Origin of the sequence: uncultured Salinicola sp. (genome assembly GCF_937921195.1) — a bacterium.
Taxonomy (GTDB): Bacteria; Pseudomonadota; Gammaproteobacteria; order Pseudomonadales; family Halomonadaceae; genus Salinicola.
Window position 1 is genome coordinate 1 of record NZ_CALFQK010000174.1, and the last position, 23002, is coordinate 23002.

The 23002-nt window shown below is 66.8% G+C and carries 23 protein-coding genes and 1 pseudogene; 16 read left to right on the forward strand and 8 right to left on the reverse strand.

The window, feature by feature from the left end:
- Positions 1-264: pseudogene (locus Q0602_RS21020) on the reverse strand (SAM-dependent methyltransferase); the annotation flags it as partial.
- 442 nt (positions 265-706) lie between these two features.
- Here Q0602_RS21020 and Q0602_RS21025 point away from each other — a divergent pair.
- The 8 genes from Q0602_RS21025 to Q0602_RS21060 all read left to right on the forward strand — a co-directional run bounded on the left by Q0602_RS21025 (position 707) and on the right by Q0602_RS21060 (position 8698).
- A complete protein-coding gene (locus Q0602_RS21025; RefSeq protein ID WP_298847768.1) occupies positions 707-2584 on the forward strand; it encodes a beta-ketoacyl synthase in 1878 nt (625 codons plus the stop codon).
- A 92-nt stretch (positions 2585-2676) separates the two neighbouring features.
- The gene (gene coaD, locus Q0602_RS21030; protein WP_298847738.1) at positions 2677-3168 is read left to right on the forward strand and encodes a pantetheine-phosphate adenylyltransferase; all 492 of its coding nucleotides are present in this window, start codon (positions 2677-2679) and stop codon (positions 3166-3168) included.
- 19 nt (positions 3169-3187) lie between these two features.
- On the forward strand, positions 3188-3436 hold the full coding sequence (locus tag Q0602_RS21035; protein ID WP_110598201.1) for a YfhL family 4Fe-4S dicluster ferredoxin: 249 nt from the start codon (positions 3188-3190) through the stop codon (positions 3434-3436).
- Between the two features lie 82 nt (positions 3437-3518).
- Complete coding sequence (locus tag Q0602_RS21040) at positions 3519-4058, forward strand: adenylate kinase (protein ID WP_298847742.1); 540 nt, start codon at positions 3519-3521, stop codon at positions 4056-4058.
- A 114-nt stretch (positions 4059-4172) separates the two neighbouring features.
- Positions 4173-5549 carry an MATE family efflux transporter gene (locus Q0602_RS21045; RefSeq protein WP_298847744.1) on the forward strand — a complete coding sequence of 459 codons (1377 nt, stop codon included), beginning with the start codon at positions 4173-4175 and terminating at the stop codon, positions 5547-5549.
- Positions 5550-5620: 71 nt separating this feature from the next.
- Positions 5621-6934: a short-chain fatty acid transporter gene (locus Q0602_RS21050; RefSeq protein WP_298847770.1), complete on the forward strand. Its 1314-nt coding sequence runs from the start codon at positions 5621-5623 to the stop codon at positions 6932-6934.
- A 165-nt stretch (positions 6935-7099) separates the two neighbouring features.
- Positions 7100-7579 (forward strand): acyl-CoA thioesterase, encoded by a 480-nt coding sequence (locus Q0602_RS21055; protein ID WP_295039495.1) that lies wholly within the window; start codon positions 7100-7102, stop codon positions 7577-7579.
- A gap of 51 nt (positions 7580-7630) precedes the next feature.
- On the forward strand, positions 7631-8698 hold the full coding sequence (locus Q0602_RS21060) for an ion transporter (protein WP_298847747.1): 1068 nt from the start codon (positions 7631-7633) through the stop codon (positions 8696-8698).
- Positions 8699-8707: 9 nt separating this feature from the next.
- Here the strand turns inward: Q0602_RS21060 and Q0602_RS21065 are convergent, their stop codons facing one another.
- The 3 genes from Q0602_RS21065 to Q0602_RS21075 form a co-directional block, all read right to left on the reverse strand.
- Positions 8708-9241: a cytochrome b gene (locus tag Q0602_RS21065; RefSeq protein ID WP_298847749.1), complete on the reverse strand. Its 534-nt coding sequence runs from the start codon at positions 9239-9241 to the stop codon at positions 8708-8710.
- A gap of 70 nt (positions 9242-9311) precedes the next feature.
- The gene (locus Q0602_RS21070; RefSeq protein WP_298847750.1) at positions 9312-10367 is read right to left on the reverse strand and encodes a hypothetical protein; all 1056 of its coding nucleotides are present in this window, start codon (positions 10365-10367) and stop codon (positions 9312-9314) included.
- A gap of 78 nt (positions 10368-10445) precedes the next feature.
- Positions 10446-10763, reverse strand: a complete 318-nt coding sequence (locus tag Q0602_RS21075; RefSeq protein ID WP_295039482.1) for an I78 family peptidase inhibitor — start codon at positions 10761-10763, stop codon at positions 10446-10448.
- Between the two features lie 258 nt (positions 10764-11021).
- Between Q0602_RS21075 and Q0602_RS21080 the strand changes: the two genes are divergently transcribed.
- The 4 genes from Q0602_RS21080 to Q0602_RS21095 are packed head-to-tail and all read left to right on the forward strand — an operon-like array spanning position 11022 to position 15037.
- Positions 11022-11966, forward strand: a complete 945-nt coding sequence (locus Q0602_RS21080) for an ABC transporter substrate-binding protein (protein ID WP_295039483.1) — start codon at positions 11022-11024, stop codon at positions 11964-11966.
- An 8-nt stretch (positions 11967-11974) separates the two neighbouring features.
- Positions 11975-13162, forward strand: a complete 1188-nt coding sequence (locus tag Q0602_RS21085; protein ID WP_298847751.1) for an ABC transporter permease — start codon at positions 11975-11977, stop codon at positions 13160-13162.
- Positions 13163-13193: 31 nt separating this feature from the next.
- Entirely contained in the window at positions 13194-14273 is a 1080-nt protein-coding gene (locus Q0602_RS21090) for an ABC transporter ATP-binding protein (RefSeq protein WP_298847752.1), read from the forward strand.
- Positions 14270-15037 carry an ABC transporter permease gene (locus Q0602_RS21095; protein ID WP_295039491.1) on the forward strand — a complete coding sequence of 256 codons (768 nt, stop codon included), beginning with the start codon at positions 14270-14272 and terminating at the stop codon, positions 15035-15037. Before Q0602_RS21090 ends, Q0602_RS21095 begins: the two co-directional genes overlap by 4 nt.
- Here Q0602_RS21095 and Q0602_RS21100 read toward each other — a convergent pair.
- Positions 15034-15957, reverse strand: coding sequence for a LysR substrate-binding domain-containing protein (locus tag Q0602_RS21100; protein ID WP_298847753.1), 924 nt, complete (start codon positions 15955-15957; stop codon positions 15034-15036). The genes Q0602_RS21095 and Q0602_RS21100 overlap by 4 nt on opposite strands.
- Positions 15958-16063: 106 nt before the next feature.
- Between Q0602_RS21100 and Q0602_RS21105 the strand changes: the two genes are divergently transcribed.
- From Q0602_RS21105 to Q0602_RS21120, 4 genes are all read left to right on the forward strand, one after another.
- The gene (locus Q0602_RS21105; RefSeq protein WP_298847755.1) at positions 16064-17434 is read left to right on the forward strand and encodes an acyclic terpene utilization AtuA family protein; all 1371 of its coding nucleotides are present in this window, start codon (positions 16064-16066) and stop codon (positions 17432-17434) included.
- Positions 17435-17444: 10 nt separating this feature from the next.
- On the forward strand, positions 17445-17771 hold the full coding sequence (locus tag Q0602_RS21110; protein WP_298847757.1) for a hypothetical protein: 327 nt from the start codon (positions 17445-17447) through the stop codon (positions 17769-17771).
- Positions 17772-17890: 119 nt separating this feature from the next.
- The gene (locus tag Q0602_RS21115) at positions 17891-19204 is read left to right on the forward strand and encodes a CitMHS family transporter (RefSeq protein ID WP_298847759.1); all 1314 of its coding nucleotides are present in this window, start codon (positions 17891-17893) and stop codon (positions 19202-19204) included.
- Positions 19197-19925 carry an alpha/beta hydrolase gene (locus Q0602_RS21120; RefSeq protein WP_298847761.1) on the forward strand — a complete coding sequence of 243 codons (729 nt, stop codon included), beginning with the start codon at positions 19197-19199 and terminating at the stop codon, positions 19923-19925. Before Q0602_RS21115 ends, Q0602_RS21120 begins: the two co-directional genes overlap by 8 nt.
- Before the next feature lie 41 nt (positions 19926-19966).
- Here Q0602_RS21120 and Q0602_RS21125 read toward each other — a convergent pair whose 3' ends face one another.
- The 3 genes from Q0602_RS21125 to Q0602_RS21135 form a co-directional block, all read right to left on the reverse strand.
- Complete coding sequence (locus tag Q0602_RS21125; protein ID WP_298847763.1) at positions 19967-20728, reverse strand: SDR family NAD(P)-dependent oxidoreductase; 762 nt, start codon at positions 20726-20728, stop codon at positions 19967-19969.
- 50 nt (positions 20729-20778) lie between these two features.
- Positions 20779-21066 carry a helix-turn-helix domain-containing protein gene (locus Q0602_RS21130; protein WP_295039081.1) on the reverse strand — a complete coding sequence of 96 codons (288 nt, stop codon included), beginning with the start codon at positions 21064-21066 and terminating at the stop codon, positions 20779-20781.
- On the reverse strand, positions 21059-23002 hold a 1944-nt coding region (locus Q0602_RS21135; protein WP_298847766.1), incomplete at its 5' end, for an FdhF/YdeP family oxidoreductase. The genes Q0602_RS21130 and Q0602_RS21135, both read right to left, overlap by 8 nt.

Genomic DNA, 23002 nt, shown 5'->3' on the forward strand with positions numbered 1-23002 from the left:
CTCGCTGCGATCCACGCCGATCACGGCGTGGTCGGGATGACGCTCGGCGAGCCGACGGGTGGAGAGCCCCACGCCGCAGCCGGCATCGAGGATCAGCGGCCGGCTCTGGGCCTCCAGCCACCGATCCGTCTTCTCGAAGGCCAGGCGCGTATGCTCGGCGGGCGGGCGTTTCCACTCGCTGTCGCGGGCGCGCTGGACGCGGCGCACCAGATCCTGGTGCGGCCCCTGCTGACTTGAGACGATGGCGCGCGATGACGCTTGCATGAGAACACCGATAATAGGACTGGCGACAGGCCGAGCATTCTAGGGTCTGTCGCCGTTGCATGCACGGCCGCGCCTGGCCTGACACCATTGGCGCAGCAACGCGGTTCGCGCTGAAACGGCAACAGACCCTACCAGCCGCCGGCCCGACCTTCGCAGCGGCGATCGAACGATAGCTTGGCCCGCGTGGCATGACGGCGCGCGCGCGCAGGTGTATCATCCCTGCCCACATTCAGCCAATCCTGGCAATACGGCCTTCGATGGCATGCGCGATCACTGTCTTCCCTACTCGCTCGGGGGTTTTTCTCCACCGGCCCGGGCCGAAAGCTGAGCTCTCGGCGGGGATCTCCTTTCATCGCAGTCGATCCATCCCCATGTCATGGTCACCGATTGCCCCAATGTTCATGAGGGACGTGGCTTGTCACATTTACCGGTAATCGTCGGTATGGGCGGCGTCAACGCCGCGGGTAGAACCTCCGGGCACCAGGCCTACCGCCGCACGATTCTCGACGTTCTGCCAGCGGCCGAGCAGACCCGGACGCTCGTTGCACTGGCGACCCTGATGCAATTGGTCACTCCTTGCGAAGATGGCCAATGGCAAGGTGCCGATGGCGAGACGCTTGGCGAGGAGGCGGTCGTCACCCGCTATCGCGAGCAGATTCTCAAGCACACGCTGATCCGGCGCATCGAGGACGACGCCTTCCGTGAAGCCGGCATCCCCGGCAATCGCGAGATGCGGCTGACGTTTTCGCAGCCCGTGAGCTTTACCACGTCTCGGCGCCAGCTGCCGCAGCCGCTGCCCGAAGGCTGGGAGATCCGCGAGCTCGACAAGCAGACCGTCGAGGTCAGCGTGCCCGCCGGCACGCTGAACACGCTGCTGCCCGAGCGACGGCAGGCGCTGGTGCGGGCTGCCGGCTGTCTACCGGCAGGCTTCGCGCCGGAGACCTTCTATCGCAGCGTTCACCACCCGCGTGGACTGTCGATGGCGATCTTCGGCGCCAGCGACTGTCTCGGCCAGAGCGGGCTCGACTGGGAATCGCTGCGCAACCGGGTGGACCCGGATGCCATCGCCGTCTACGCCGGCAACTCCATCGGCCAGCTCGACGACGCCGGCTGGGGCGGCATGCTCAAGAGCTTCGTCACCGGAAACCGCACGACATCCAAGCAGATGCCGTTGGGCTATGGCCAGATGCCGGCGGATTTCCTCAATGCCTACGTCCTGGGCAGCGTCGGAGCCACGGGCGCGATCCAGGGCGCCTGCGCCACCTTCCTCTACAACCTGCGCCTGGGCATCGACGACATCCGCCAGGGTCGCCGCCGGATCGTCATGGTCGGCACCAGCGATGCGCCGGTGACGCCGGAGATCATCGAAGGGTTCCGCGCCATGAGCGCGCTGGCCGACGACCAGAGCCTGATGGCGCTGGATGCGCTGGAACTGCTGACCGACGAGGACTACCAGCGGGCCTGCCGCCCGTTTGCCCGCAACTGCGGCTTCACCATCGCCGAGGCTTCGCAGTTCGTGCTGCTGATGGACGATTCGCTGGTGCTGGAGACCGGCGCCCAGATCCTGGCCGCGGTGCCCGAAGTGAACGTCAATGCCGATGGCTGGAAGCGCTCGATCTCCGCCCCCGGCATCGGCAACTATCTCACCCTGGGCAAGTCGGTGGCCCTGGCCACCTCGATCTTGGGCGAGCAGAGCGTGCGGCAGCGCAGCTATCTCCACGCCCACGGCACCAGCACGCCGAAGAATCGCACCACCGAGTCGCATATCTTCGACCAGGTGGCCCGGGCCAACGGCATCGAGAACTGGCCGGTCGCCGCGGTCAAGGCGTTCATCGGCCACTCCCAGGGCAGCGCCGCCGGCGATCAGATCGCCAGCGCACTCGGCACGTTCGCCCACGGTTGGGTGCCGGGCATCCCGACCCTCGACGCCGTCGCCGACGACGTCCACGCCGAGCGGCTGCGGTTCTTCCAGCAGCCGCTCGGCTTCGACGCCGACTGCAGCTTCATCAATGCCAAGGGGTTCGGCGGCAACAATGCCACCGGCCTGCTGCTGTCGCCGCAGGTGACCGAACGCCTGCTGGCCAAGCGTCACGGCCAACGCGCGCTCGACGACTGGCGCCATCGTCGCGAGCAGACGCTCATCGCTGCGGCACAATACGAAGCCGCCGCCGATGCCGGACGGTTCGAGGTCATCTACCGTTTCGGCGAAGGCGTGCTGGAGGGCCCGGAGCTGGAAGTCGGTCGCGATGCGATCCGGATACCCGGCTACGCCAATCCCGTGTCGCTGAAGGTCGACAACCCTTTCGGTACACTGGACTGAGATCGGCCCGGACACGACGCTCGGACCGGAAATCGACTTCGACCGAGGAGTCGGCCGTCCGCCACGTTCCCGGTCAGCGCGGAGTCTCCTGAATGCAGAACATCGTCGTCTACCCCGGCACCTTCGACCCGATCACCAACGGTCATCGGGACCTGATCCATCGCGCCGCGAGGATCTTCGACAAGGTCGTGATCGCCGTCGCCGAGAGCCCGCGCAAGCAGCCGACGCTTCCGCTCGCCGAGCGCGAGGCGCTGGCGCGCGAGGTGGTTGCCGAGTGGCCCAACGTCGAGGTGATCGGCTTCAACGGCCTGCTCACCGAACTGCTGGCCCAGCAGCGGGCGCGCATCATCCTGCGCGGGCTGCGGGCGGTGTCGGACTTCGAATACGAGATGCAGCTGGCCAACATGAACCGCGCCCAGGCACCGGATGTCGAGACGCTGTTCCTGACGCCCGAGATCGAAAATTCGTATATCTCCTCGACCCTCGTGCGCGAGATCGCGCGCCTCGGCGGGGACGTTTCCCAACACGTATCGCCGTGCGTTGTCGATGCACTCCGCCGGCGGTTCGCGGTAGACGGCGCGTGAGCGCCGCGAGGACGGTTACATGGCACTGATGATCACCGATGAATGCATCAACTGCGATGTCTGCGAGCCGGAATGCCCCAACGATGCCATCTCGCCCGGAGAGGAGATCTACGTGATCGATCCGGGCCGCTGCACCGAGTGCGTCGGCCACTTCGACGAACCCCAGTGCCAGCAGGTCTGCCCGGTGGACTGCATTCCTCTCGACCCCGAGCGCGAGGAGAGCAAGGAGCAACTGATGGAAAAGTACCGGATCATCACCGCGGCCTGAGCCGGCTCGACGCCCTCCCAATGACCTGCAGACGGGCAGACCGGATATCCGGCTCGCGCTCGTCATTCGCGAAACGCCCACCATGAAGATCAATGTCGTCGGTACCAGTGGCAGCGGCAAGAGCACGCTGGCGAGGCAGCTCGCCAGCGTGCTGGAGGTCCCGCATATCCAGCTCGACCAGCTCTACTGGCAAGCCGGCTGGCAGGGCACGCCCGACGACGAGTTCTTCGCTCGCCTCCGCCGGGCCATGGCAGCGTCGCTGGACGGCTGGGTCATCGACGGCAACTTCGATCGCACCCGTCATATCAAGTGGCACGAAGCGGATGTCGTCATCTGGCTCGACCTGGGCTTCTGGCGGGTGCTGAGCCAATCCGTTCGCCGCGCCATCACCCGCATCGTCACCCGCGAGGAACTCTGGCCCGGTACCGGCAACCGGGAAAGCTTCCGCCAGACCTTCCTCAGTCGCCGTTCGATCCTGCTCTGGTCGCTGGGGACATGGCGTCAGAACCGCAGACGCTACCTGGAGGCCATGATCGACCCGACCTACCGCCATATCCGCTTCGTCCGGCTGACTCACCAGGCCGAAGTGGACACCCTTGTCAGGCGGCTGCCGCTGCTGTAGCCACCGCCTTTCGTCTTCTCAGCCAGTTCCGGCATCGCGACGCGCATCGCTTCGGCGTATCCTGTCGAACCGCCGGTATCGACCCGTGTCACGTTCGCCAGCCCAAGGAATGCCGTGGATCGCAACGCCACCGATCATCCCCCCTCCCGCCGCTACACGACCCGTCACGTCTGGAAGCTAGCCTGGCCGATCATCCTCTCCAACATCACCGTACCGTTGCTGGGCCTGGTGGACACCGCCGTCGTCGGCCATCTCCCCGACTCGCGCTATCTGGCGGCGGTAACCCTCGGCGCCACGCTGTTCAGTTTCCTCTACTGGGGATTCGGCTTTCTGCGCATGGGCACCACCGGCCTGACCTCCCAGGCGGTGGGTCGCGAGAACGACAGCGACGTGCGCCTGCTGCTGGCGCAGTCGCTGGTGATGGCGGCCACCATCGGACTGGCGCTGATCCTGCTGTCGAAACCGTTGATCGATTTCGGCCTGTGGCTGCTCGATGGCAGCGAGGCGGCGATGGAGCTTGCCGCCGACTACGCCCATATCCGGATCTTCTCGGCGCCGGCGGTGCTGGCCAACTACGCCATCCTGGGCTGGTTCATCGGCCAGCAGAAGACGCGCATCACACTGGCGATCCTGCTGCTCACCAACGGCGTCAACATCGTGCTCGACCTGCTGTTCGTGGTCGGCTTCGGGCTGGCCAGCGACGGCGTGGCCTGGGCCTCGCTGATCGCCGACTACAGCGCGCTGGCCTTCGGCCTGTGGCGGGTCGCCGTCCACTGTCGGCAGCTGGGCGGATCGCTGTCGCGTCAGGCGCTGTGGGTGTGGAGCCACTATTCGGCGCTGATTCGCGTCAACCAGCACCTGTTCGTGCGCACGCTGGGACTGCTGTTTGCCCAAGCGTTCTTCACCGCCCAGGGGGCCAGTTTCGGCGACACCGTTCTTGCCGCCAATGCCGTGCTGCTGCAGTTCATCATGCTCGTCTCGTTCGCCCTGGACGGCTTCGCCAACGCCGCCGAGGCGCTGACCGGGCGCTCGGTGGGACGACGCGACTGGAACGACTTCGGCGACGCCGTGGGCGCCGCCGGCAGACTGTCGCTGCTGGTGGCGGGCGGCTCGATGCTGCTGTTCGCGGTCGCCGGTGATGGGCTGATATCGCTGCTGACCGACCTGCCGGAGGTCCGCGCCACCGCCTCCGACTACCTGCCCTGGATGATCGCCATGCCGGCGCTGGCGGTATGGAGCTACCTGCTCGATGGCGTCTTCATCGGCGCTACCGAAAGCCGTGCGATGCGCGACACCGTGTGGCTGGCCATCGCCTGCTATCTGCCGGTGTGGTGGCTGACCCAGGACTACGGCAACCACGGCCTGTGGTTTGCGTTCCTGTTGTTCACCCTGGTCCGCTCGACCTCCCTCGGCATCTGTTACCTGCACTACCGCAGGACCCGCTGGTCCCCGGCCGCCGGCGGCGAAAACTCCCCGGAAACAACTCGCTAGACCAAGGTTGACTGATGGCGAGTGCAGGGATGCGTTACGCTCGCCCCACGTTCACCGACGAGATACCCCTCATGCTGCAGCGCCTCTCCCGCCCGGCGGTCAAGCTGGTCGAGCGCTACCTGCCCGACCCCTACATCTTCGTGCTGCTGCTGACGATCATCGCCGCACTGGCCGCGATGCTGTTCGAACGGCAATCGCCGCTGGCGGTCATGCAGTACTGGGGCGACGGCTTCTGGGGCCTGCTGTCGTTCTCGATGCAGATGCTGATGGTGCTGGTAACCGGGTTCATGCTGGCCAACTCGCCGCCGATCAAGCGCCTGCTGGACAGACTCGCCGCGACGGTCCGGACGCCTGCCGGCGCGATCATTCTGGTGACCCTGGTGTCGCTCGCCGCGAGCTGGATCAACTGGGGCTTCGGGTTGGTCATCGGGGCCTTGTTCGCCAAGGCGCTGGCGCGTCAGATTCGGGTCGATTACCGGCTGCTGATCGCCAGCGCCTACTCCGGTTTCGTCGTCTGGCACGGGGGGCTGGCCGGTTCGATCCCGCTGACCATCGCCACGCCGGGGCACTTCAGCGAGGCCCAGATCGGCATCATCCCCACCTCGCAGACGATCTTCGCCGGCTACAACCTGGCCATCGTCGTCGCCCTGTTCGTCATCATGCCGCTGATCAATCGCTGGATGCTGCCACCGGAGAACGAGAGCGTCTTCGTCAGCCGCGACCAGCTCTCGGAACCGGAAGCCCCGGACGCCAGCCAGGCCCAGCGACCCGCCGAGCGCCTGGAGAACAGCACCCTGCTGTCGCTGCTGGTGGGCGTGCCGGGACTGCTCTACATGGTCCACTACCTCGTCTTCGCCGGCGGCGGACTCAACCTCAACAGCGTCAACTTCCTGTTCCTGTCGCTCGCCATCGTGTTCCATCGCACACCGCGCAGCCTGCTTGCCAGCCTCAACGAGGCGATCCGGGGCGGCGCCGGGATCGTGATCCAGTTTCCGTTCTATGCCGGCATCATGGGCATCATGATGCAGTCCGGCCTGGCGCAGTCGCTCTCCGAGATGTTCGTTGCCATCGCCACTGCCGATACGCTGCCTTTCTGGTCGTTCATCAGCGCCGGCATCGTCAACCTGTTCGTCCCCTCCGGCGGCGGCCAGTGGGCGGTTCAGGCACCGGTCATGCTGCCGGCGGCCGAAGCACTGGGAGCCGATGCCTCGCGCGTCGCCATGGGCGTGGCCTGGGGCGACGCCTGGACCAACCTGCTGCAGCCGTTCTGGGCCTTGCCGGTGCTCGCCATCGCCGGGCTCAAGGCCAAGGACATCATGGGCTTCTGCCTGATCCAGCTGGCGGTCACGGGGGTGGTGATCGGGCTGGGGCTGACGCTGATCTAGCCGCCCTCGAGGCTCACGCCCGGGAGCGGACGTGAGCGACCATGCGGGACGATCGATGGGCAGCCCGGGCCAAACGTGGTACATCTGGCGCATAAAAATGCCGCACCAGACGAGACCGAGGATACCGTGACGCCCGATGATCTGCCCCGACAGCACGAGCTGTCGATGACCGTACTCATGACCCCCGACATGGCCAACTTCAGCGGCAAGGTACATGGCGGGGCGATTCTCAAGAAGCTCGACGAAGTCGCCTACGCTTGCGCCAGCCGCTATGCCGGCAGCTACGTGGTGACGCTCTCCGTCGATCAGGTCCTGTTCAAGCAGCCGATCCACGTCGGCGAACTGGTGACCTTCCTGGCGATGATCAACCACGTCGGCCGCTCGTCGATGGAGGTCGGCATCAAGGTGCTGGCCGAATCGATCCAGGAACGGGTGATACGGCACACCAACAGCTGCTACCTGACCATGGTCGCCGTCGACAGTGACGGCAAGCCGGTCCCGGTGCCCTCGCTGGAATTGAAGACCCCGCTGCAAAAGCTACGCTTCGAGAAGGCTGCGCTACGCAAGAAGTTGCGCAAGCAGGAAGCCGAGGAGGAGCGCAACGCCATGGCCGAACATCTCAAGGCCTATCCGGCCGGACAGTGACATCCCACCCTTTTGCCATAGCGTCGCCAACCCGACGGACAAGGACGTTCGATGCCTGAAACCGAATTCCAGCAATCCCGCGCCATCAGGCGGTCCAGCCGGCTCGGCGAGCGGCTGTTGATGATCTGGGATCTCGCCGTCGTCGTGCTGGTGGCGATCAACCTGACGCTGCTGCTGTTCGACAGCCTGTTCCTGATCCCGCCGCTCAACGCCGCTTTCCATGCCGTGGCGCCGGGTCTCCACGCCGCCTACGACACCAGCATCAGGGCCAATTTCGTCGAGATCGACCTCTGCTTCGTCGCCATCTTCCTGCTCGACGTGCTGCTGGGCTGGGCCATCGCCATCGCCCAGCGCCGCTACGCCCGCTGGTTCTTCTACCCCTTCGTGCACTGGTACGACGTGCTCGGTTGCATCCCGCTGGCCGGATTCCGCCTGCTGCGCGTCCTGCGTGTCATCTCGCTGTTGATCCGCCTGCAGCGCCTGGGCCTCATCGACGTGACACGCTGGCGCCTCTACCGCTTCTATCGCACCTATTACGGCGTGCTGATGGAAGAGATCTCCGATCGCGTCGCCATCAACCTGCTCGGCGAGATGCAGGACGAGATCCGCCACAGCGAACATCTGACCCGGCGCATCTCGACCGAGGTGATCCAGCCCCGCAAGGCGGCAATGGTCGATGAAATCGCCACTCGACTGGAGCGCACGATCAGCAAGGGGTACGCCGAAAACCACCATCAGGTGCATCGCTACGTGGCGGCCCTGGTCGCCAGGACGATGGAGGAGAATGACGAGCTGCGCCGCCTGCGCCGATTGCCGATGGGCGATGCCGTCGCGGAGAGCATCGAGCGCAGTCTCAGCGACATCGCCAGCCGCGTCGTCCACGAAGCCATCGATGGCCTGAACTCGCCGCATTTCCACTCGCTGCTGGCAGAGCTGGTCAGCAGCGGCGTCGATGCCTGGCTGCAGGTCGACGACAAGACCGATCGGGTTACCCAGCAGGTGCTGATCGACATGCTGGAGCTGCTCAAGGAGCAGATGGCGGTCAAACGCTGGAAGAGCGAACTCAGCGAGTCGCGGACGCGGCATGACGCGCCTCCGGATCGCGAGTCCGGCGCCTGATCCGGCGAGTCAGTCGGGCGTCGGTCCGAGCATCCGGCGCAACGTGCCATCCCGAAGCCGGAAGTGGTGATACAGCGCCATGCAGACGTGACCGACGATCATGAGCGTCAACAGCCAGGCGAAGGTCCCGTGCAGGCCGCCGAAGCTGGCGGCCCAGGGCGCATCGGCGCCTTCGAACCAGGCCTTGCCGAACACGTGGACGCCGTAACCCATGCCCCAGGTCATCAAGGCACCCGACAGCGGCATCAGGATCAGCAGGGCATACATCACGATGTGACCGCCGATGGCCAGGCGCTGCAACCGCCCTGCGTGGGGCGGGCGCTGCCGACGCTGGGAAAGCGCCCACAACGTACGTGCCGTCATCAGTATCAGCACGCCCACCCCGATGGTGGTGTGCCACGGGAAGATCGCCTGGCTGAAGGCGTTGTCCTTCCAAACGGCGTTGACGAACACGCTGCTCAACTGCGTGACGATCAGCGCCGCGACCAGCCAGTGCAGGGTTCGCGTCAATCGACCGTAGGCGCGCGGGGAATCCTTCAGCATGGTCCCGGTTTCCTGTCGTGGCTTCCGGCAACGCGCCTCGGCGCACACCGGATCGCCAGCGTTGCCGCCGTCATGGCACGATTCGCAACAGCGTGTAGGGCGCCTCGCAGGCGTCCCGTTCGTCCCGCTCGTCGATTCGGCCCAGCGACATGTCGCGATCGTTGTCGTAGGCCACGAACAGCCGTTCGGCGTCGAGCACCGCCAGCCCCTCCGCCTTGTGCTCGAACTCCAGCGCCTCGCCGTGGACGCTTTCCACGATCGAGGGTGGGTTCCCGCGACTCAGATCGGCCAGGGGCATCGACCACAGATAGCCGCCTATCTGCTCGCCGTGCTCGTCCTCCACCTCGAAACTGGCCATCAGGTAGAGGCGATCGTTGAAGGGATCGTATTCGAGGCTCGACAGGCCACAGGTGTGCCGGACCCCCGCGTACTCCGAGGGATCGAAGCGGTAGCGCTCGCGGAGTTCGTCGACGAATTCCAGGTTGCCGCCGGCCGTCATCCGATAGTGAACGCCCACCACGCGTGCCACGTAGTCGAAGTCATCGTGCGCGCGCCCCTGCTCTCGAACGCCGAACAGCAGCAGGCCATCGCAGGGTTCGCCCAGGTCGGGCGACGCCGGAACCGCCGCCAGCCCTTCGATCTTGTAGTACGGCAGGCCGATGGCACCGTCGAGCTTACGACGCAGCTCCAGCGAACCCTCGACGCCGTCGCGCGGATCCGGGTCCACGACCTGCACCCGGTCCGGCTCGCCCACCGGCCAGATCAGCAGGTGATTGTAGGCGTTGAGATCGTGACTCTCGTCGTCGATGCGGTCGAACCCGGTGGTCGCCAGGATGTAGCGGCCATCGACGGTGAGGGCGAAGTCCTCGTACTTGACCGCGCGCCGGATGGCATCGGCGGTCAGAAACCGGTGACTCTCCGGATCCGGCAATCCCTCCACCAGATCGAAGGCAAAGACGGCCGAGCGCCCCGCGCCCGGAATCGGCTTGTCGCTGGCCAGAATCAGACGATGGCCGTCGAACACCACGGCCGACACCTCGACGTTGACCGGCGAACCGTCTTCGTATGTCAGTCCGGGTGAAAAACAGCTCAGCGTCCCTTCGGTGATGATCTCGGTACGTAGCATGACAACCTCCTCGACCGGCCCGCTCCATGAAAGAAAAGGGCCGAACGGGTCGGCCCTCGAAGCTTGCTGTTCCCGCGATCAACCGCAGGAGATGTCCGTGATCATGCGCTGATCGTCGACCTTGATATCGAGCCGCTGCGCACGGTAGTCCATGGTGTAGCTCTTGCCAGGCTCGATGACGCGAATGTCGGCAGCCCGCGAACGATCCGCGATCTGCGCCTGAAGCTCGTCGGTGAGGGTCTCCCCGACCAGGCTACCCACCGTCTGGGCGCCACAGGCGTCTTCGGGAACCGGCTTCACGTCGGGAGGCCGAGGCGCATCGTCGGGCTTGGGAGCCGTGCTGCAGCCCGCCAATAGGAAGCCACTCACGATCAGCGCCGCGCCGGAAATTTTCATGACATGCTCCTTGCTGGAGATACCGCTTTCGTTGGTTGAGGCGTGCCGAGCCGGACGCCACTTTGGGTTCCACTTCGGGTTCGCCAAGCCTAGCAGGTCACGCCGAACTCGGCATCGGGTGGTCGACCGGGCGCACTGCCGCTAGACTCAAACTCTCATTGACCGGCCCTGGCCCAGGTCAGCCACGACAAGCCGTCCCGGACGGACGACTCACAACAACCGAGTCTTCAAGCTCACCGATCGCAAAGGAACGCCGCCATGCGCCCGTCGCTCTCCGTTCGAATCATCACTTCCGTCGCCGCCGCGGCGATCACCGCCAGCCTCGGCATGGGTCAGGCCGTAGCGCAGGACGACCAGCAGCCGATTCGCGTCGCCTCCAAGATCGACACCGAGGGCTCCCTGCTCGGCAACATGATCGTCGACGTGCTGGAGAACGCCGACCTGCCGGTCGATAGCCGGCTGCAGCTCGGCCCCACCAACATCGTGCGTCAGGCGCTGGTGGCGGGCGATATCGATCTCTACCCCGAATACACCGGCAACGGCGCGTTCTTCACCGACACTACCGACGACCCGGCCTGGAAGGACGAGCAGGCGGGATACGACAAGATCAAGGCTGCCGACAGCGAGGCGCATCAGCTGGCGTGGCTGACGCCGGCACCGGCCAACAACACCTGGGCCATCGCCGTACGCCAGGACGTGGCCGATGACAACGACCTCTCCAGCATGGCCGACTTCGGCCAGTGGGTCAGTGACGGCGGCGAGATCAAGCTGGCCGCTTCGGCCGAATTCGTCGAGAGCGATGCGGCGCTGCCCAGCTTCCAGCGCGCCTACGACTTCACCCTTGGCGAAGACCAGTTGCTGGTGCTCTCGGGCGGCAACACCGCCGCCACAATCCGTGCCGCTGCCGAGGGCACCAGCGGCACCAACGCCGCCATGGTCTACGGCACCGACGGCGCCATCGCCGCCGCAGGGCTCAAGGTGATGGACGATCCCCAGGGCGTGCAGATGGTCTACGAGCCGGCCCCGGTGGTGCGTCAGTCGGTGCTCGAGGCCTATCCGCAGATCGAGGAGCTGCTGAAGCCGGTGTTCGAATCCCTTGATCGCGAGACGCTGCAGACGCTGAACGGCAAGATCCAGGTCGACGGACTGCCGGCGGACCAGGTCGCCCATGACTATCTGACCGAGCAAGGCCTGCTGGACTGAGTTCGATCGTGACTCCGCCCGAAGGACGTCGACTGATCGGCAACCGGGTGTTGGCGACGCTGCTGGTCGCCGCCGTCGCCAGCGTCGCGCTGCTGCCCTTTGCCAGCCTGTCGCCCAATCGGCTGGTGTCGGGCCAGCCGGTCATGCTGTGGCAGGCGCTGGCCGGCTGGCAGCTCGCGGCCCTCGCGCTGATCGGCATCCTGCTGCTGGTCGCGGCGCTGGCCGGGCCGCTACCGCGACGCATCGCGCTGTGGCTGTCGCTGGGCGCCACCCTGCCGCTGCTGGCGCTCGATCTCCAGGCACTCGGGGCCTACGCCCACCGCGCCCTGGACGAGGCCTCGCCGGCCGCTCGTGTCTCACAGGGCGCGACCTTCTGGATCCTGCTGTTCGTCAGCGCACTGATCGCCATCGATGCCTTGCAACGGCTGCGTCTCGGCCCGGCGGGCCGTGCCCTCTACGGCGTCGCGGCGCTGGCGGTGATCGGCGTCTGCTTCTCCGGCGAGCTGCTCTCGCCGCTGTCGATCATGCGCGAATTCGCCAATCAGCGGGATAACTTCATCGACCAGTTGGTGCGACACCTGCTGCTGGTCGCCGGTGCGCTGCTGCCCGCCCTGCTGATCGGGCTGCCGCTGGGCCTGCTGGCCAATCGTCGGGCCCGCCTGCGCAACGGCCTGTTCAGCGTGCTCAACGTGTTCCAGACACTGCCGTCGATCGCCGTGTTCGGGCTGCTCATCGCGCCGCTCTCGGCGCTCGGCCGGGCCGTGCCGTGGCTGGGCGAGCTGGGTGTGAGCGGCATCGGCGTGGCGCCGGCGATCATCGCCCTGGTGCTCTACTCGCTGCTGCCGATCGTGCGCAACACCTACTCCGGCCTCGCCGGCGTCTCGACCGGTGCGCTGGAGGCGGCCCGCGGCATGGGCATGACACCGCGCCAGATTCTGTGGCGGGTGGAGATCCCGCTGGCGCTACCGGTGATCCTGTCGGGGCTGCGCATCGTCACCGTCCAGGCGATCGGGCTGGTGGTGGTCGCCGCGCTGATCGGCGCCGGCGGCTTCGGTGCCTTCATCTTCCAGGGGCTGGGCCAGTACGCCATAGATCTGGTGCTGCTGGGTGCCATCCCGACCATCGTGCTGGCGGTCATCGCCGACTTTGCGCTGCAGATTCTGGTCAGCCTGAGTCGCCCATCCGGCACTCGCTGACGCCGTTTCAGGCACCGATCAGGAAAGACCCATGATTGAATTGCAAGGGCTGACCAAGACCTACGCGGGCAAGAACGTCGTCGAGGACGTCTCGATGACGCTGGAGACCGGTGAGTTCGGCGTGCTGATCGGCCCTTCCGGCTGTGGCAAGTCGACCACCCTGAAGATGATCAACCGCCTGGTGCCGCTGAGCGGTGGCCGCATCATTCTCAACGGCGACGACGTGACCGAGCTGCCGGCCGAGCAGCTCAGGCGGCGGATCGGCTACGCCATCCAGTCGACCGGGCTGTTCCCCCACTGGAGCGTGGCCCGGAACATCGCCACCGTGCCGCAGCTGTTGAAATGGCCGAAGTCCCGTATCGACGATCGGGTCGACGAGCTGATGGCGATGTTCCATCTCGACCCGGCCGAGTTCCGTCACAAGTATCCGCACCAGCTCTCCGGCGGCCAGGCGCAGCGGGTCGGCGTGGCCCGCGCGCTCGCCGCCGATCCGGAAGTGCTGCTGATGGATGAACCGTTCGGCGCGGTCGACCCGATCACCCGCGAGGCGCTCCAGGCGGAAATGCGCCGGGTTCACCGGCAGACCGGCAAGACCATCGTATTCGTCACCCACGACATGGACGAGGCGCTGCAGCTGGCGACCCGTATCGCGCTGCTCAACGGCGGCAGGCTGGTCCAGTACGATCGCCCCATCGAGATGATGGTGAAACCCGCGGACGACTTCGTTCGCGAGTTCTTCGGCCAGGCGGATCTGGGTCTCAAGCTGCTCTCGCGGCGCTGGGTCCATCAGTACCAGCGCCCACCGAGCCTGGCGCATCACGCCACGCTGCCCGGCCTCGATCACTGCTGGCGACTCGACGATGCCGGCCGGCCGATCGTCCTTGAGGGCGCCCGGCTGGACGACCAGCATCGGCACACCGACGTCAGGGCGGAGTGGATCGCCACGCCGGAGATGAGCATGAAGGAGGCGCTCTCGCGGATGGTCTGGTATCGCGTCATGGTACTGCCGGTCGTCGATGAGACCGGCAAGCTGATCGGCGAGGTGGGCATGCAGGGCATCATGGGAATCGAGTCGGACGGCGGGCTGCACGCCGGAGAGCCGGCCTCATGAGCGGCGCAGCTCGAAGCGCCCGACAGTTGCGTGCAGCCTCCGCCGGCAATGGCGTGCTGCTGATCCTGATTGCGCTGCTGATCGCATTGACGCTGGGAATGGCCCAGCTCGAGCCGCTGTTTCGCGCCCTGTTTCCCGATCTCGGCAACCCACTCTACGCCCGCGACAGCTTCCTCAACCTGATGCTGGCGCATATCGGGCTGGTGCTGGTGTCGTCGCTGATCTCGGTGACGATCGGTATCGCCGCCGGCCTGTTCGTGACCCGCCCGGTGGGGCGCGAGTTCGAACCGATGGTGTCGTCGCTGGCCGCCATCGGCCAGACCTTCCCCCCCGCCGCGGTGCTCGCCATCGCCGTGCCGCTGGCCGGCTTCGGCTTCACCCCGACCATCATCGCGCTGTCGCTCTACGGCCTGCTGCCGGTGATCCAGAACACCATCGCCGGCCTCGGCACGGTACCGCAGACCACGCTGGAGGCGGCCCGCGGCAACGGCATGAGTCGCTGGCAGATCCTGCGCCGCGTCGAGCTGCCGCTGGCGATGCGGGTGATCATCGCCGGCATTCGCGTCTCGGTGATCATCAACATCGGCACCGCCACCATCGGTTCCACCGTCGGCGCCAAGAGCCTGGGCACGCCACTGATCGCCGGCCTGGTCGGCAACAACCTGGCCTACGTGATCCAGGGCGCGCTGCTGGTCGGTTTGCTGGCGATCGTCACCGACCTGCTGTTCGAGCGGCTGGAGCGGCGCTACGCGTTCGGGGGCTAGGCCGGGGAAGCGCTCCCGTTCTCATCGGTGGCAGGGTCATCGGTGGACGGGGTCTGCTTGCGCAACTGGCGAAGGAACGCCTCCAGTGCCGGCGAGGCGTGCAGCGGCTTGCGCCGGAGAATGCCGATCTCCCGTGGCTCGCGCATGTTGACGGGCAGCCGGGTGATATCGTCGAGATTGAAGACATCGACGCTGGAGGCCGGCAGCAGCGCGTATCCCAGCTTCGCTCTCACCATCGCGATCGCCGAACTCATGAAGCTCACCTCCCAGGTGGGCGCGACCTGCCTGCCGGCGTGCTCCATCGCCAGATCCGCGTAGTGCCTGGCACTCGAGCCCGGGGTCATGGCGATGTACGGCATCTGGTCGAGCCCGTACCAGGGCGACTCGCTGCGCCTCACCACCCGCGGCGGCGTGATCAGCAGCAGATCGTCGTGAAACAGCGGCTGAAAATCGAGCTCCCGATCCCGCTGCAGCGGCGAACCCAGCCCCATGTCGACCTCCCCCCGACTCACCCACTGGTGAACCTGGTCGGCCAAGCCGTCGCGCAGGACGACGGTCACCTTGGGATGACGCTTGCGAAAGGCCGCAATGGTCCTCGGCAGCAGGGACGAGGCCACCGAAGGCAGCCCGGCCACCGTGAACTTGCCCTGCTCGAGTTCGCGCACGTTGCGAGTATCGTCCAGCGCCAGCGACATATCGGCGAGGATACGCCGGGCGTGGCCCAGGAACAGCGCGCCGCCCTCCGTCAGGACCACGGTGCGGGTATTGCGCGCGAACAGCGCAATGCCCAATTCCCCTTCCAACTTTCGTATCAGGTAGCTCAGCGCGGGCTGCGACAGGTGAATTTCCTTCGCCGCCCGCGTGAAGCTGGCCAACTCGGCGGTTCGCACGAATGCCTGCAGCTGCCGCTGATGAAACATCCTGGCTCCAAATAGAAATCTTTTATCAATTCATAAGATATATGGCTTTGCCTGATGTTGTCGCGCTGCGCCATTGTCTCTCCATCGATGAATCGACGGATCCAACATGTCCTCTCCCTCTACACGACTGGCGCATATCGGCTGCGGGGCCGGTTTTGCCGGCGACCGACCCGACGCGGCGATCGCGCTGGTGGCGGCGCTCGCCGAACGCGACGGCCCGCGCTATCTGTTCTTCGAGCTGCTGGCCGAGCGCACCCTGGCCGAGGCCCAGCTGCGGCGGCTGGACGATCCCGATCTCGGCTACGCCACACATCTGTTCGCGTTTCTCGAGCCGATCCTCGCGTCCTGCCTGACGCACGGCATCCCGATCATCACCAACGGCGGCGCCGCCAACCCCGTGGCGGCGGCGCGACGCCTGCGGCGAGAGCTCGAATCACAGGGGCTCGAGGCGAGAATCGCCTGCGTGCTGGGGGATGACCTGGGTGACACGCTCGACGACGAGGCCGCGACGGCCGATTGGCTCCCCGCCGACGCGCCACGCGACGAGATCGTCTCCTGCAACGTCTATATCGGTGCGGATGCGGTCGCCGACGCCTTGGATGGGGGCGCCGACATCGTCATCGGCGGCCGGCTGGCGGACCCATCGATGGTGGTCGGCGCGCTGCGTCACGCCCATGGCTGGGCCGCCGACGACTGGCAACGCCTGGCGGTGGCCACGGCCGCCGGCCATCTGCTGGAGTGCGGCACCCAGGTTACCGGCGGCTATTTCGCCGACGCGGGACGCAAGGCCATTCCCGACCCCGCCCATCTCGGCTGCCCGATCGCCGAAGTCGGCAGCGACGCCAGCCTGGTCATCACCAAGACGCCGGGCAGCGGCGGCTGCGTCACCGAGCAGACGGTCAAGGAGCAACTGCTCTACGAGGTCCACGATCCTTCGGCCTACCTGACCCCGGACGTCACCCTCGATCTCTCCCGGGCAAGCCTGGAGACGCTGGGTCCGGATCGGGTCGCGGTACACGGCATCCAGGGTCATCCGGCCCCGGCGACGCTGAAGGGCAATCTGGGGCTGCGCGGGCTGTGGTTCGGCGAGGCGGGAATCTCCTACGCCGGCCCCGGCGCGGTGGAGCGAGCCCGGCTGGCCATGGACATTCTGCGTCAGCGGCTGGACGACCGGCTGCCGCACCTGCAGCCCCATTTCGACCTGATCGGCGTCGCCAGCCTGTTCAACGATGGCGGTGGCGAGTGGCTGGCGGATCGTCTGCAGGATACCCCCGCCGTCGAGGACGTCCGCCTGCGCCTGGGCATCGTCGATCGCGACCGCGAGGCCGTCGAGCAGGCGCTGCAGGAGCTCGAGGCGCTCTACCTCAACGGGCCGGCCGGCGGTGGCGGCGTCCGCCGACAGCTCGGCGAATCGCTGCGCACCCAATCTTTCCTGATCGCGCGCGACCGGGTGACACCGTTCTTGGCCTGGCAATGAGGTATCGACGATGAAACCGGACGTCCTGCTCGCCGACTTCGCCCACGCCCGCGCCGGCGACAAGGGCAACACGCTGAACGTGGCCGTGTTCGCCTTCGAGCGCCGTCACTACGCCTGGCTGGAGCAATATCTCTCCGCCGAGACGGTGGCGACGCGCTTCGGCCACCGCCATCCGCACAAGGTCACGCGTCACTGCCTGCCCCAGCTCGACGGCGTCAACTTCGTCATCGAGGGCGCGCTGGAGGGTGGGGTCAACCAGAGCGCAACCCTCGACCGCCACGGCAAGAGCCTGAGCTACCTGCTGCTGGGCATGCGTCTGCCAGCGCCCGACGACTGAGCGCGACCGGTATCGGCGCGTCGTGACGATCACCGGACGCTGAACGGCGGTGCCATGCGCACCGTTTTCATCCAAGAGGCGCCCAAGCGCCCCAATCTACGCCAACTCACGGAGCCATCATGATAACAACGCTCGGATTCGTGATGATGCTGGGCATCATCGCACTGATACTGCTCAAACGACTGACCCCGGTGGTGGCGTTCGCCCTGGTCCCGGTCGCCGCCAGCCTGCTGGCGGGGTTCACTCCCGCCGAGACCGGCGGCTTCATCAAGGATGGCCTCACCGCCGTCGCCCCGACCGCGACGCTGTTCATCTTCGCCATTCTCTACTTCGGGATCATGCGCGAGCGCGGCATGTTCGACCCGCTGGTCAACTTCCTGATCGAGCGCACCCGGGGCGAGCCGCTCCGAGTCGCCATCGTCACCGTGCTGGTGGCCGCCATCGCCCATCTCGACGGCGTCGGCGCGGCCACCTTCCTGCTCACGATCCCGGCCTTCCTGCCGCTCTACCAGCGCCTCAACATGAGCCCGCTGATCCTGCTCTGCCTGGTCGGGCTGAGTGCCGGCGTGATCAACATGGTGCCGTGGGGCGGCCCGACGGCCCGCGCCGCGGCCACCGCCGGCGTGGACGCCTCCGAACTGTGGCTGCCGCTGATACCGTTACAGGCGCTGGGGATCGTGCTGCTGCTGGGGCTGGCGAGCTACTTCGGCATCAAGGCGCAGCGCCACAATCGAGCCAACGGCCACGGTCAGGCTGGCAATGGCGGCGACATGAGCGCCTACCTGTTGCCGCCGCGGGAAACGGCGCTGCCGATCAGCGACTGGCGCTACTGGGCCAACGTGGCGCTGACGCTGATCATTCTGCTGATCCTGTTCACCGGCGCCTTCCCGCTCTATGCCAGCTTCATGGTCGGTCTCGGCATCGCCCTGCTGCTCAACTACCCGCGTCCGGAAGCCCAGGGCAAGGAGCTGGCCCGGCATGCCAACGATGCACTGCAGATGGCGCTGGTGATGCTGGCGGCCGGCATCCTGCTCGGCATCCTGGCCGGGGCGGGCATGTCGGAAGGCATGGCCGGTGCGCTGATCGAGCTGCTGCCCGCGGGTTCGGCGAGCGTACTGCACCTGATCGTGGGCTTCTTCGGCGTGCCGCTGGGCATGCTGTTCTCGCCGGACGCCTACTATTTCGCGCTGATGCCGATCGTGCGCGACATCGCCACCGCCGCCGGCGTCCCCGTGGATGCGGTTGCCCGAGCGATGCTGATCGGCGAAAACACCGGCTTCAGCATCAGCCCGGTGGTGCCCAGCGTCTATCTGGCCATCGGCCTGGCCGGCGTCGAGCTGCGCGAGCATCTCAAGTTCACCTTCCTGTGGGCCTGGGGCATCGGCATCATCCTGCTTGCCTTCGCCTGGCTGATCGGCGCCATCGGTGGCTGATCGCGTCGCCGGCGTGCCAGGTCGATTGATGGCACTGCCCGGCACCCTGCTGCCGCCGACGATCTTCGCCCCGGTAGCGCTCGCGGCGGACTGGGCGTGGCAGCCGCTCGACTGGCTGGCCGGGCCGGGCGCAGGCGACCTGGAGATCGCCGCCGACGAGATCGTCACCCGCTGGCCGGCGCGGGAGCTGGGCCATCGGGGTCCGGGTCATCGGGTTCTGGTAGGCCGCTCGGCCGGCGGGGTCGTTGCGTTGCAGGTCGCGGCGGCGCTGGGCGCCCGCCTCGACGGGCTGGTGCTGGTCGATACCGGGGCCAGCGCCGTCGATCACGGCGATCCCGATCTGCCGCAGCGCCTGCTGGCGCAGTGGGGAGAGGCCTTCATCGACGCCTTCCTGTTGCGCTGCGTCGGACGGGAAGCGCTGGATCGCCACGGCGATGCACTGCGTCGCTACACCCTCGCCACCGGCCCCGAGCGCGCCCATCGCGCCATGACCAGCCTGCGCGGCCTCGATCTCACCCCGCGGTTAGGCGAGATCCGCTGTCCGACGCTCATCGTCCATGGCCAACAGGATCCGGCACGCTCTCTTCGACACGCCAGGGCACTGGCTTCAGGTATCGCCGATGCGAGGCTCAAGACGCTCGATGCCGGCCATACGCCGATGCTCGAACGGCCCGACGCGCTGGCCGCCTGCCTCGACGATTTTCTCAGCGAGCTCGGCTAGCCAGAGTAACGTCAGCCAAAGTGCCGTCAACCAAAGTACCGTCAACCAAAGTACTGTGCGCCGTTGATGTCGACGATGGTGCCGGAGACGAATGCGGCACCGTCGCTGGCCAGCCACAGCGCCGCCGAAGCGACGTCCTCGGGCAGTCCGGCCCGCCCGGCGGGAATCGTCTCGATGGTGGCGCGCTTGGATTCGTCGGTGGTGAAGGTCGCGTGAAACGGCGTCGCCTCGATGAAGCCCGGCGCCAGCGCATTGACGGTGATGCCGCGACCGGCCACTTCCTTGGCCAGCCCCCGGGTGAAGCCGAACAGCGCCGCCTTGGCGGTGGCGTAGGCCGTCGCACCGGGATGGCCGCCGTTGCGTCCGGCCAGCGAGGAGACGGTCACGATGCGTCCACCATCGCGAAACAGCGGTAGCAGGTGGTGGGTGACCAGGAAGACCGAATCCACGTTGAGCGCCTGCACCTGACGCCACAGCGACAACGGCATCTCTTCGATCGTCGAACGCTGGACCAGACCGCCGGCGTTGTTGATCAGGATATCGATCGCGCCGATCTCGGCTTGCAGCCAGCTCGCGAAGCCCTCGACGGCCGACTCATCGGTCACGTCCAGCGACCGGGCCAGCGCCGTGTCGCCGCCGCTCGCGGTCAGCGCTGCCAGCACCTCGGCATCGGGTTCGTGGGAGCGATAGGTAATCACTACTCGTGCCCCGGCAGCAGCCAGCGCCTGGGCGATGGCGAAACCGATCCCCACCCCGCCGCCGGTGACGATGGCGACCCTTCCCTTCAGTTGATCGTCTGGCATCTCGCTCCCTCTTGGCGGTTATCGTGACAGTCGTCGATACCGGCATTGAGTCAGCAAGTGGCGGGCAAAATCAACCGCAGGGCAGGACTGGCGCCACCGGCCGGCGTGGCCGTGACCCAGCCGCCAGCTTCGAGCTCGGCCGCCGCGCGACGAATCAGAGCGTGTTCGATTCCCAGGCGACGGGACATCAGCGCCGTGGAGACGCCGCTTTCCCTCGCCGCGTCGGACTGGCGAACCGCCAGCAGCACCAGCACCGCCAGCGGGTCGAGTTCGGGATGTTCCGCCTGCAGCGCCACCAGCCGGCGCTGCAGGGTCTCCGGGTCGAGCGGATCAGGCAAGCCGCGCGCTCGCCTCGAGCCTGACGGCGATCGACTTGGAGGCCGGGGTGTGGCTGAAGTCGCCCTTGTGGGCGAGCGGAATCAGCGGGTTGGTCTCCGGATAGTAGGCGGCGGCACAGCCCTGCGGGGTGTCGTAGGCGACGATCTTGAAACCGTCGACACGGCGGACGACACCATCGCCGGACTCGCCCACCAGATCGACCCACTGCCCCGCCTCGAAGCCGAGGCGCGCGATGTCGTCACGGTTGAGGAAGATCACCTGTCGGCCACCCTCGATGCCGCGATAGCGGTCGTCGTAGCCGTAGACGGTGGTGTTGTACTGGTCGTGGGAGCGCATCGTCTGCAGCGTCAGCCAGCCTTCGCGCGAGGCCAGCTGCTGGTGCATCACCTCGCTCGGCAGCGGATCGTCGGAAAACTCGGCCTTGCCGGTCGCGGTGCCGAATTCAAGCCGGACAACCGGATTGGCGAGCCAGAAGCCGCGCGGCACCCGAACGCGGGCGTTGAAGTCGTGGAACCCAGGAATCACCGCGGCGATATGCTCGCGAATGACGTCGTAATCCTCGCGCATCGCGGCCCAGTCGACCGCCTCGCTGCCGCGATCTTGATCGCCGATCCCATCGCTGGCGAACAGCCGCTCGGCGATGCCGGTCAGGATGGCGATCTCGGAACGCAGCGCGCTGTCCGCCGGCTTGTTGATGCCGGCGGAGCCGTGGACCATGCTCATCGAGTCCTCCACCGTGATCAGCTGGGACTTCCCGGCCGCGTTGCGGTCGATCTCGCTGCGGCCAATGCATGGCAGGATCAGCGCCTTCTCGCCGGTCACCAGGTGGCTGCGGTTGAGCTTGGTGCTGATGAACGCCGTCAATCGGCAGTTGGCCATCGCCTGTTCGGTGACGACGCTATCGGAGATCGCGCGGGTGAAGTTGCCCCCCAGACCGAGGAAGACCTTGCCCGGCTGGTCGCGCATCGCCTCGACCGCGGCGACGGAATCGACCCCGTGTTCGCGTGGCATCGGCCGCGCGTACTGCGCTTCGAGCGCATCCAGCAGCGCATCCGAGGGCTTCTCGTAGATGCCCATGGTGCGGTCGCCCTGAACGTTGGAGTGGCCACGAACCGGCGAGGTGCCGGCGCCGGGCTTGCCCAGGTTGCCGCGCAGCATCAGCAGGTTGACGATCTCGCGCACCGTCGGCACCGAGTGGACGTGCTGGGTGATCCCCATCGCCCAGCAGGCGATGGTGGCGTTGGAGCGCGCATAGAGCTCGGCGGCCTGCTCCATCTCCTCCCGGGTCAGACCGGACTGGGCTTCCAGCGTCGCCCACTCGGTCGCCTCGACGCGAGCGCGATAGGCTTCCAGGTGCGCGGTGTGCTGGGCCATGAACTGGTGGTCGAGCACGGCTTCCCCGGCGGCGTCGCGGGCGAACAGCGCCTTGGCCATGCCCCGCACCACCGCCATGTCGCCGCCCAGCTTGGGCCGGAAGTAGTGGCTGCTGATGCGGTGGCTGCCGTTGTGCAGCATCTCCAGCGGCTTCTGCGGATCGGCGAATTTCTCGAGCCCGCGCTCTTTCAGGGTGTTGAAGGTGACGATGGTCGCCCCACGCTCCGCCGCCTCCCGCAGCACGCCGAGCATGCGCGGATGGTTGGTGCCCGGGTTCTGTCCGAAGACGAAGATCGCCTCCGCCTTCTCGAAATCTTCCAGCCGCACGCTGCCCTTGCCGGTGCCCAGCGCGGCGTTGAGCGCCACGCCGCTGGCTTCGTGGCACATGTTGGAGCAGTCCGGCAGGTTGTTGGTACCCGACAGACGCGCCAGCAGCTGGAACACGTAAGCGGATTCGTTGCACGCCTTGCCGGAGGTGTAGAAGATGCCGTCGTCCGGGGTCGGCAGCGCCTTGAGCTCGGCGGCGATCAGATCGAGCGCCTCGTCCCACGCCACCGGCTC

Coding starts and splice junctions, on each gene's coding strand:
- Q0602_RS21040 (WP_298847742.1), top strand. CDS start 3,519: ATGAAGATCAATGTCGTCGGTACCAGTGGCAGCGGCAAGAGCACGCTG.
- coaD (WP_298847738.1), top strand. CDS start 2,677: ATGCAGAACATCGTCGTCTACCCCGGCACCTTCGACCCGATCACCAAC.
- Q0602_RS21065 (WP_298847749.1), bottom strand. CDS start 9,241: ATGCTGAAGGATTCCCCGCGCGCCTACGGTCGATTGACGCGAACCCTG.
- Q0602_RS21100 (WP_298847753.1), bottom strand. CDS start 15,957: ATGTTTCATCAGCGGCAGCTGCAGGCATTCGTGCGAACCGCCGAGTTG.
- Q0602_RS21025 (WP_298847768.1), top strand. CDS start 707: ATGGGCGGCGTCAACGCCGCGGGTAGAACCTCCGGGCACCAGGCCTAC.
- Q0602_RS21080 (WP_295039483.1), top strand. CDS start 11,022: ATGCGCCCGTCGCTCTCCGTTCGAATCATCACTTCCGTCGCCGCCGCG.
- Q0602_RS21115 (WP_298847759.1), top strand. CDS start 17,891: ATGATAACAACGCTCGGATTCGTGATGATGCTGGGCATCATCGCACTG.
- Q0602_RS21090 (WP_298847752.1), top strand. CDS start 13,194: ATGATTGAATTGCAAGGGCTGACCAAGACCTACGCGGGCAAGAACGTC.
- Q0602_RS21060 (WP_298847747.1), top strand. CDS start 7,631: ATGCCTGAAACCGAATTCCAGCAATCCCGCGCCATCAGGCGGTCCAGC.
- Q0602_RS21095 (WP_295039491.1), top strand. CDS start 14,270: ATGAGCGGCGCAGCTCGAAGCGCCCGACAGTTGCGTGCAGCCTCCGCC.
- Q0602_RS21075 (WP_295039482.1), bottom strand. CDS start 10,763: ATGAAAATTTCCGGCGCGGCGCTGATCGTGAGTGGCTTCCTATTGGCG.
- Q0602_RS21125 (WP_298847763.1), bottom strand. CDS start 20,728: ATGCCAGACGATCAACTGAAGGGAAGGGTCGCCATCGTCACCGGCGGC.
- Q0602_RS21035 (WP_110598201.1), top strand. CDS start 3,188: ATGGCACTGATGATCACCGATGAATGCATCAACTGCGATGTCTGCGAG.
- Q0602_RS21055 (WP_295039495.1), top strand. CDS start 7,100: ATGACCGTACTCATGACCCCCGACATGGCCAACTTCAGCGGCAAGGTA.
- Q0602_RS21105 (WP_298847755.1), top strand. CDS start 16,064: ATGTCCTCTCCCTCTACACGACTGGCGCATATCGGCTGCGGGGCCGGT.
- Q0602_RS21110 (WP_298847757.1), top strand. CDS start 17,445: ATGAAACCGGACGTCCTGCTCGCCGACTTCGCCCACGCCCGCGCCGGC.
- Q0602_RS21070 (WP_298847750.1), bottom strand. CDS start 10,367: ATGCTACGTACCGAGATCATCACCGAAGGGACGCTGAGCTGTTTTTCA.
- Q0602_RS21050 (WP_298847770.1), top strand. CDS start 5,621: ATGCTGCAGCGCCTCTCCCGCCCGGCGGTCAAGCTGGTCGAGCGCTAC.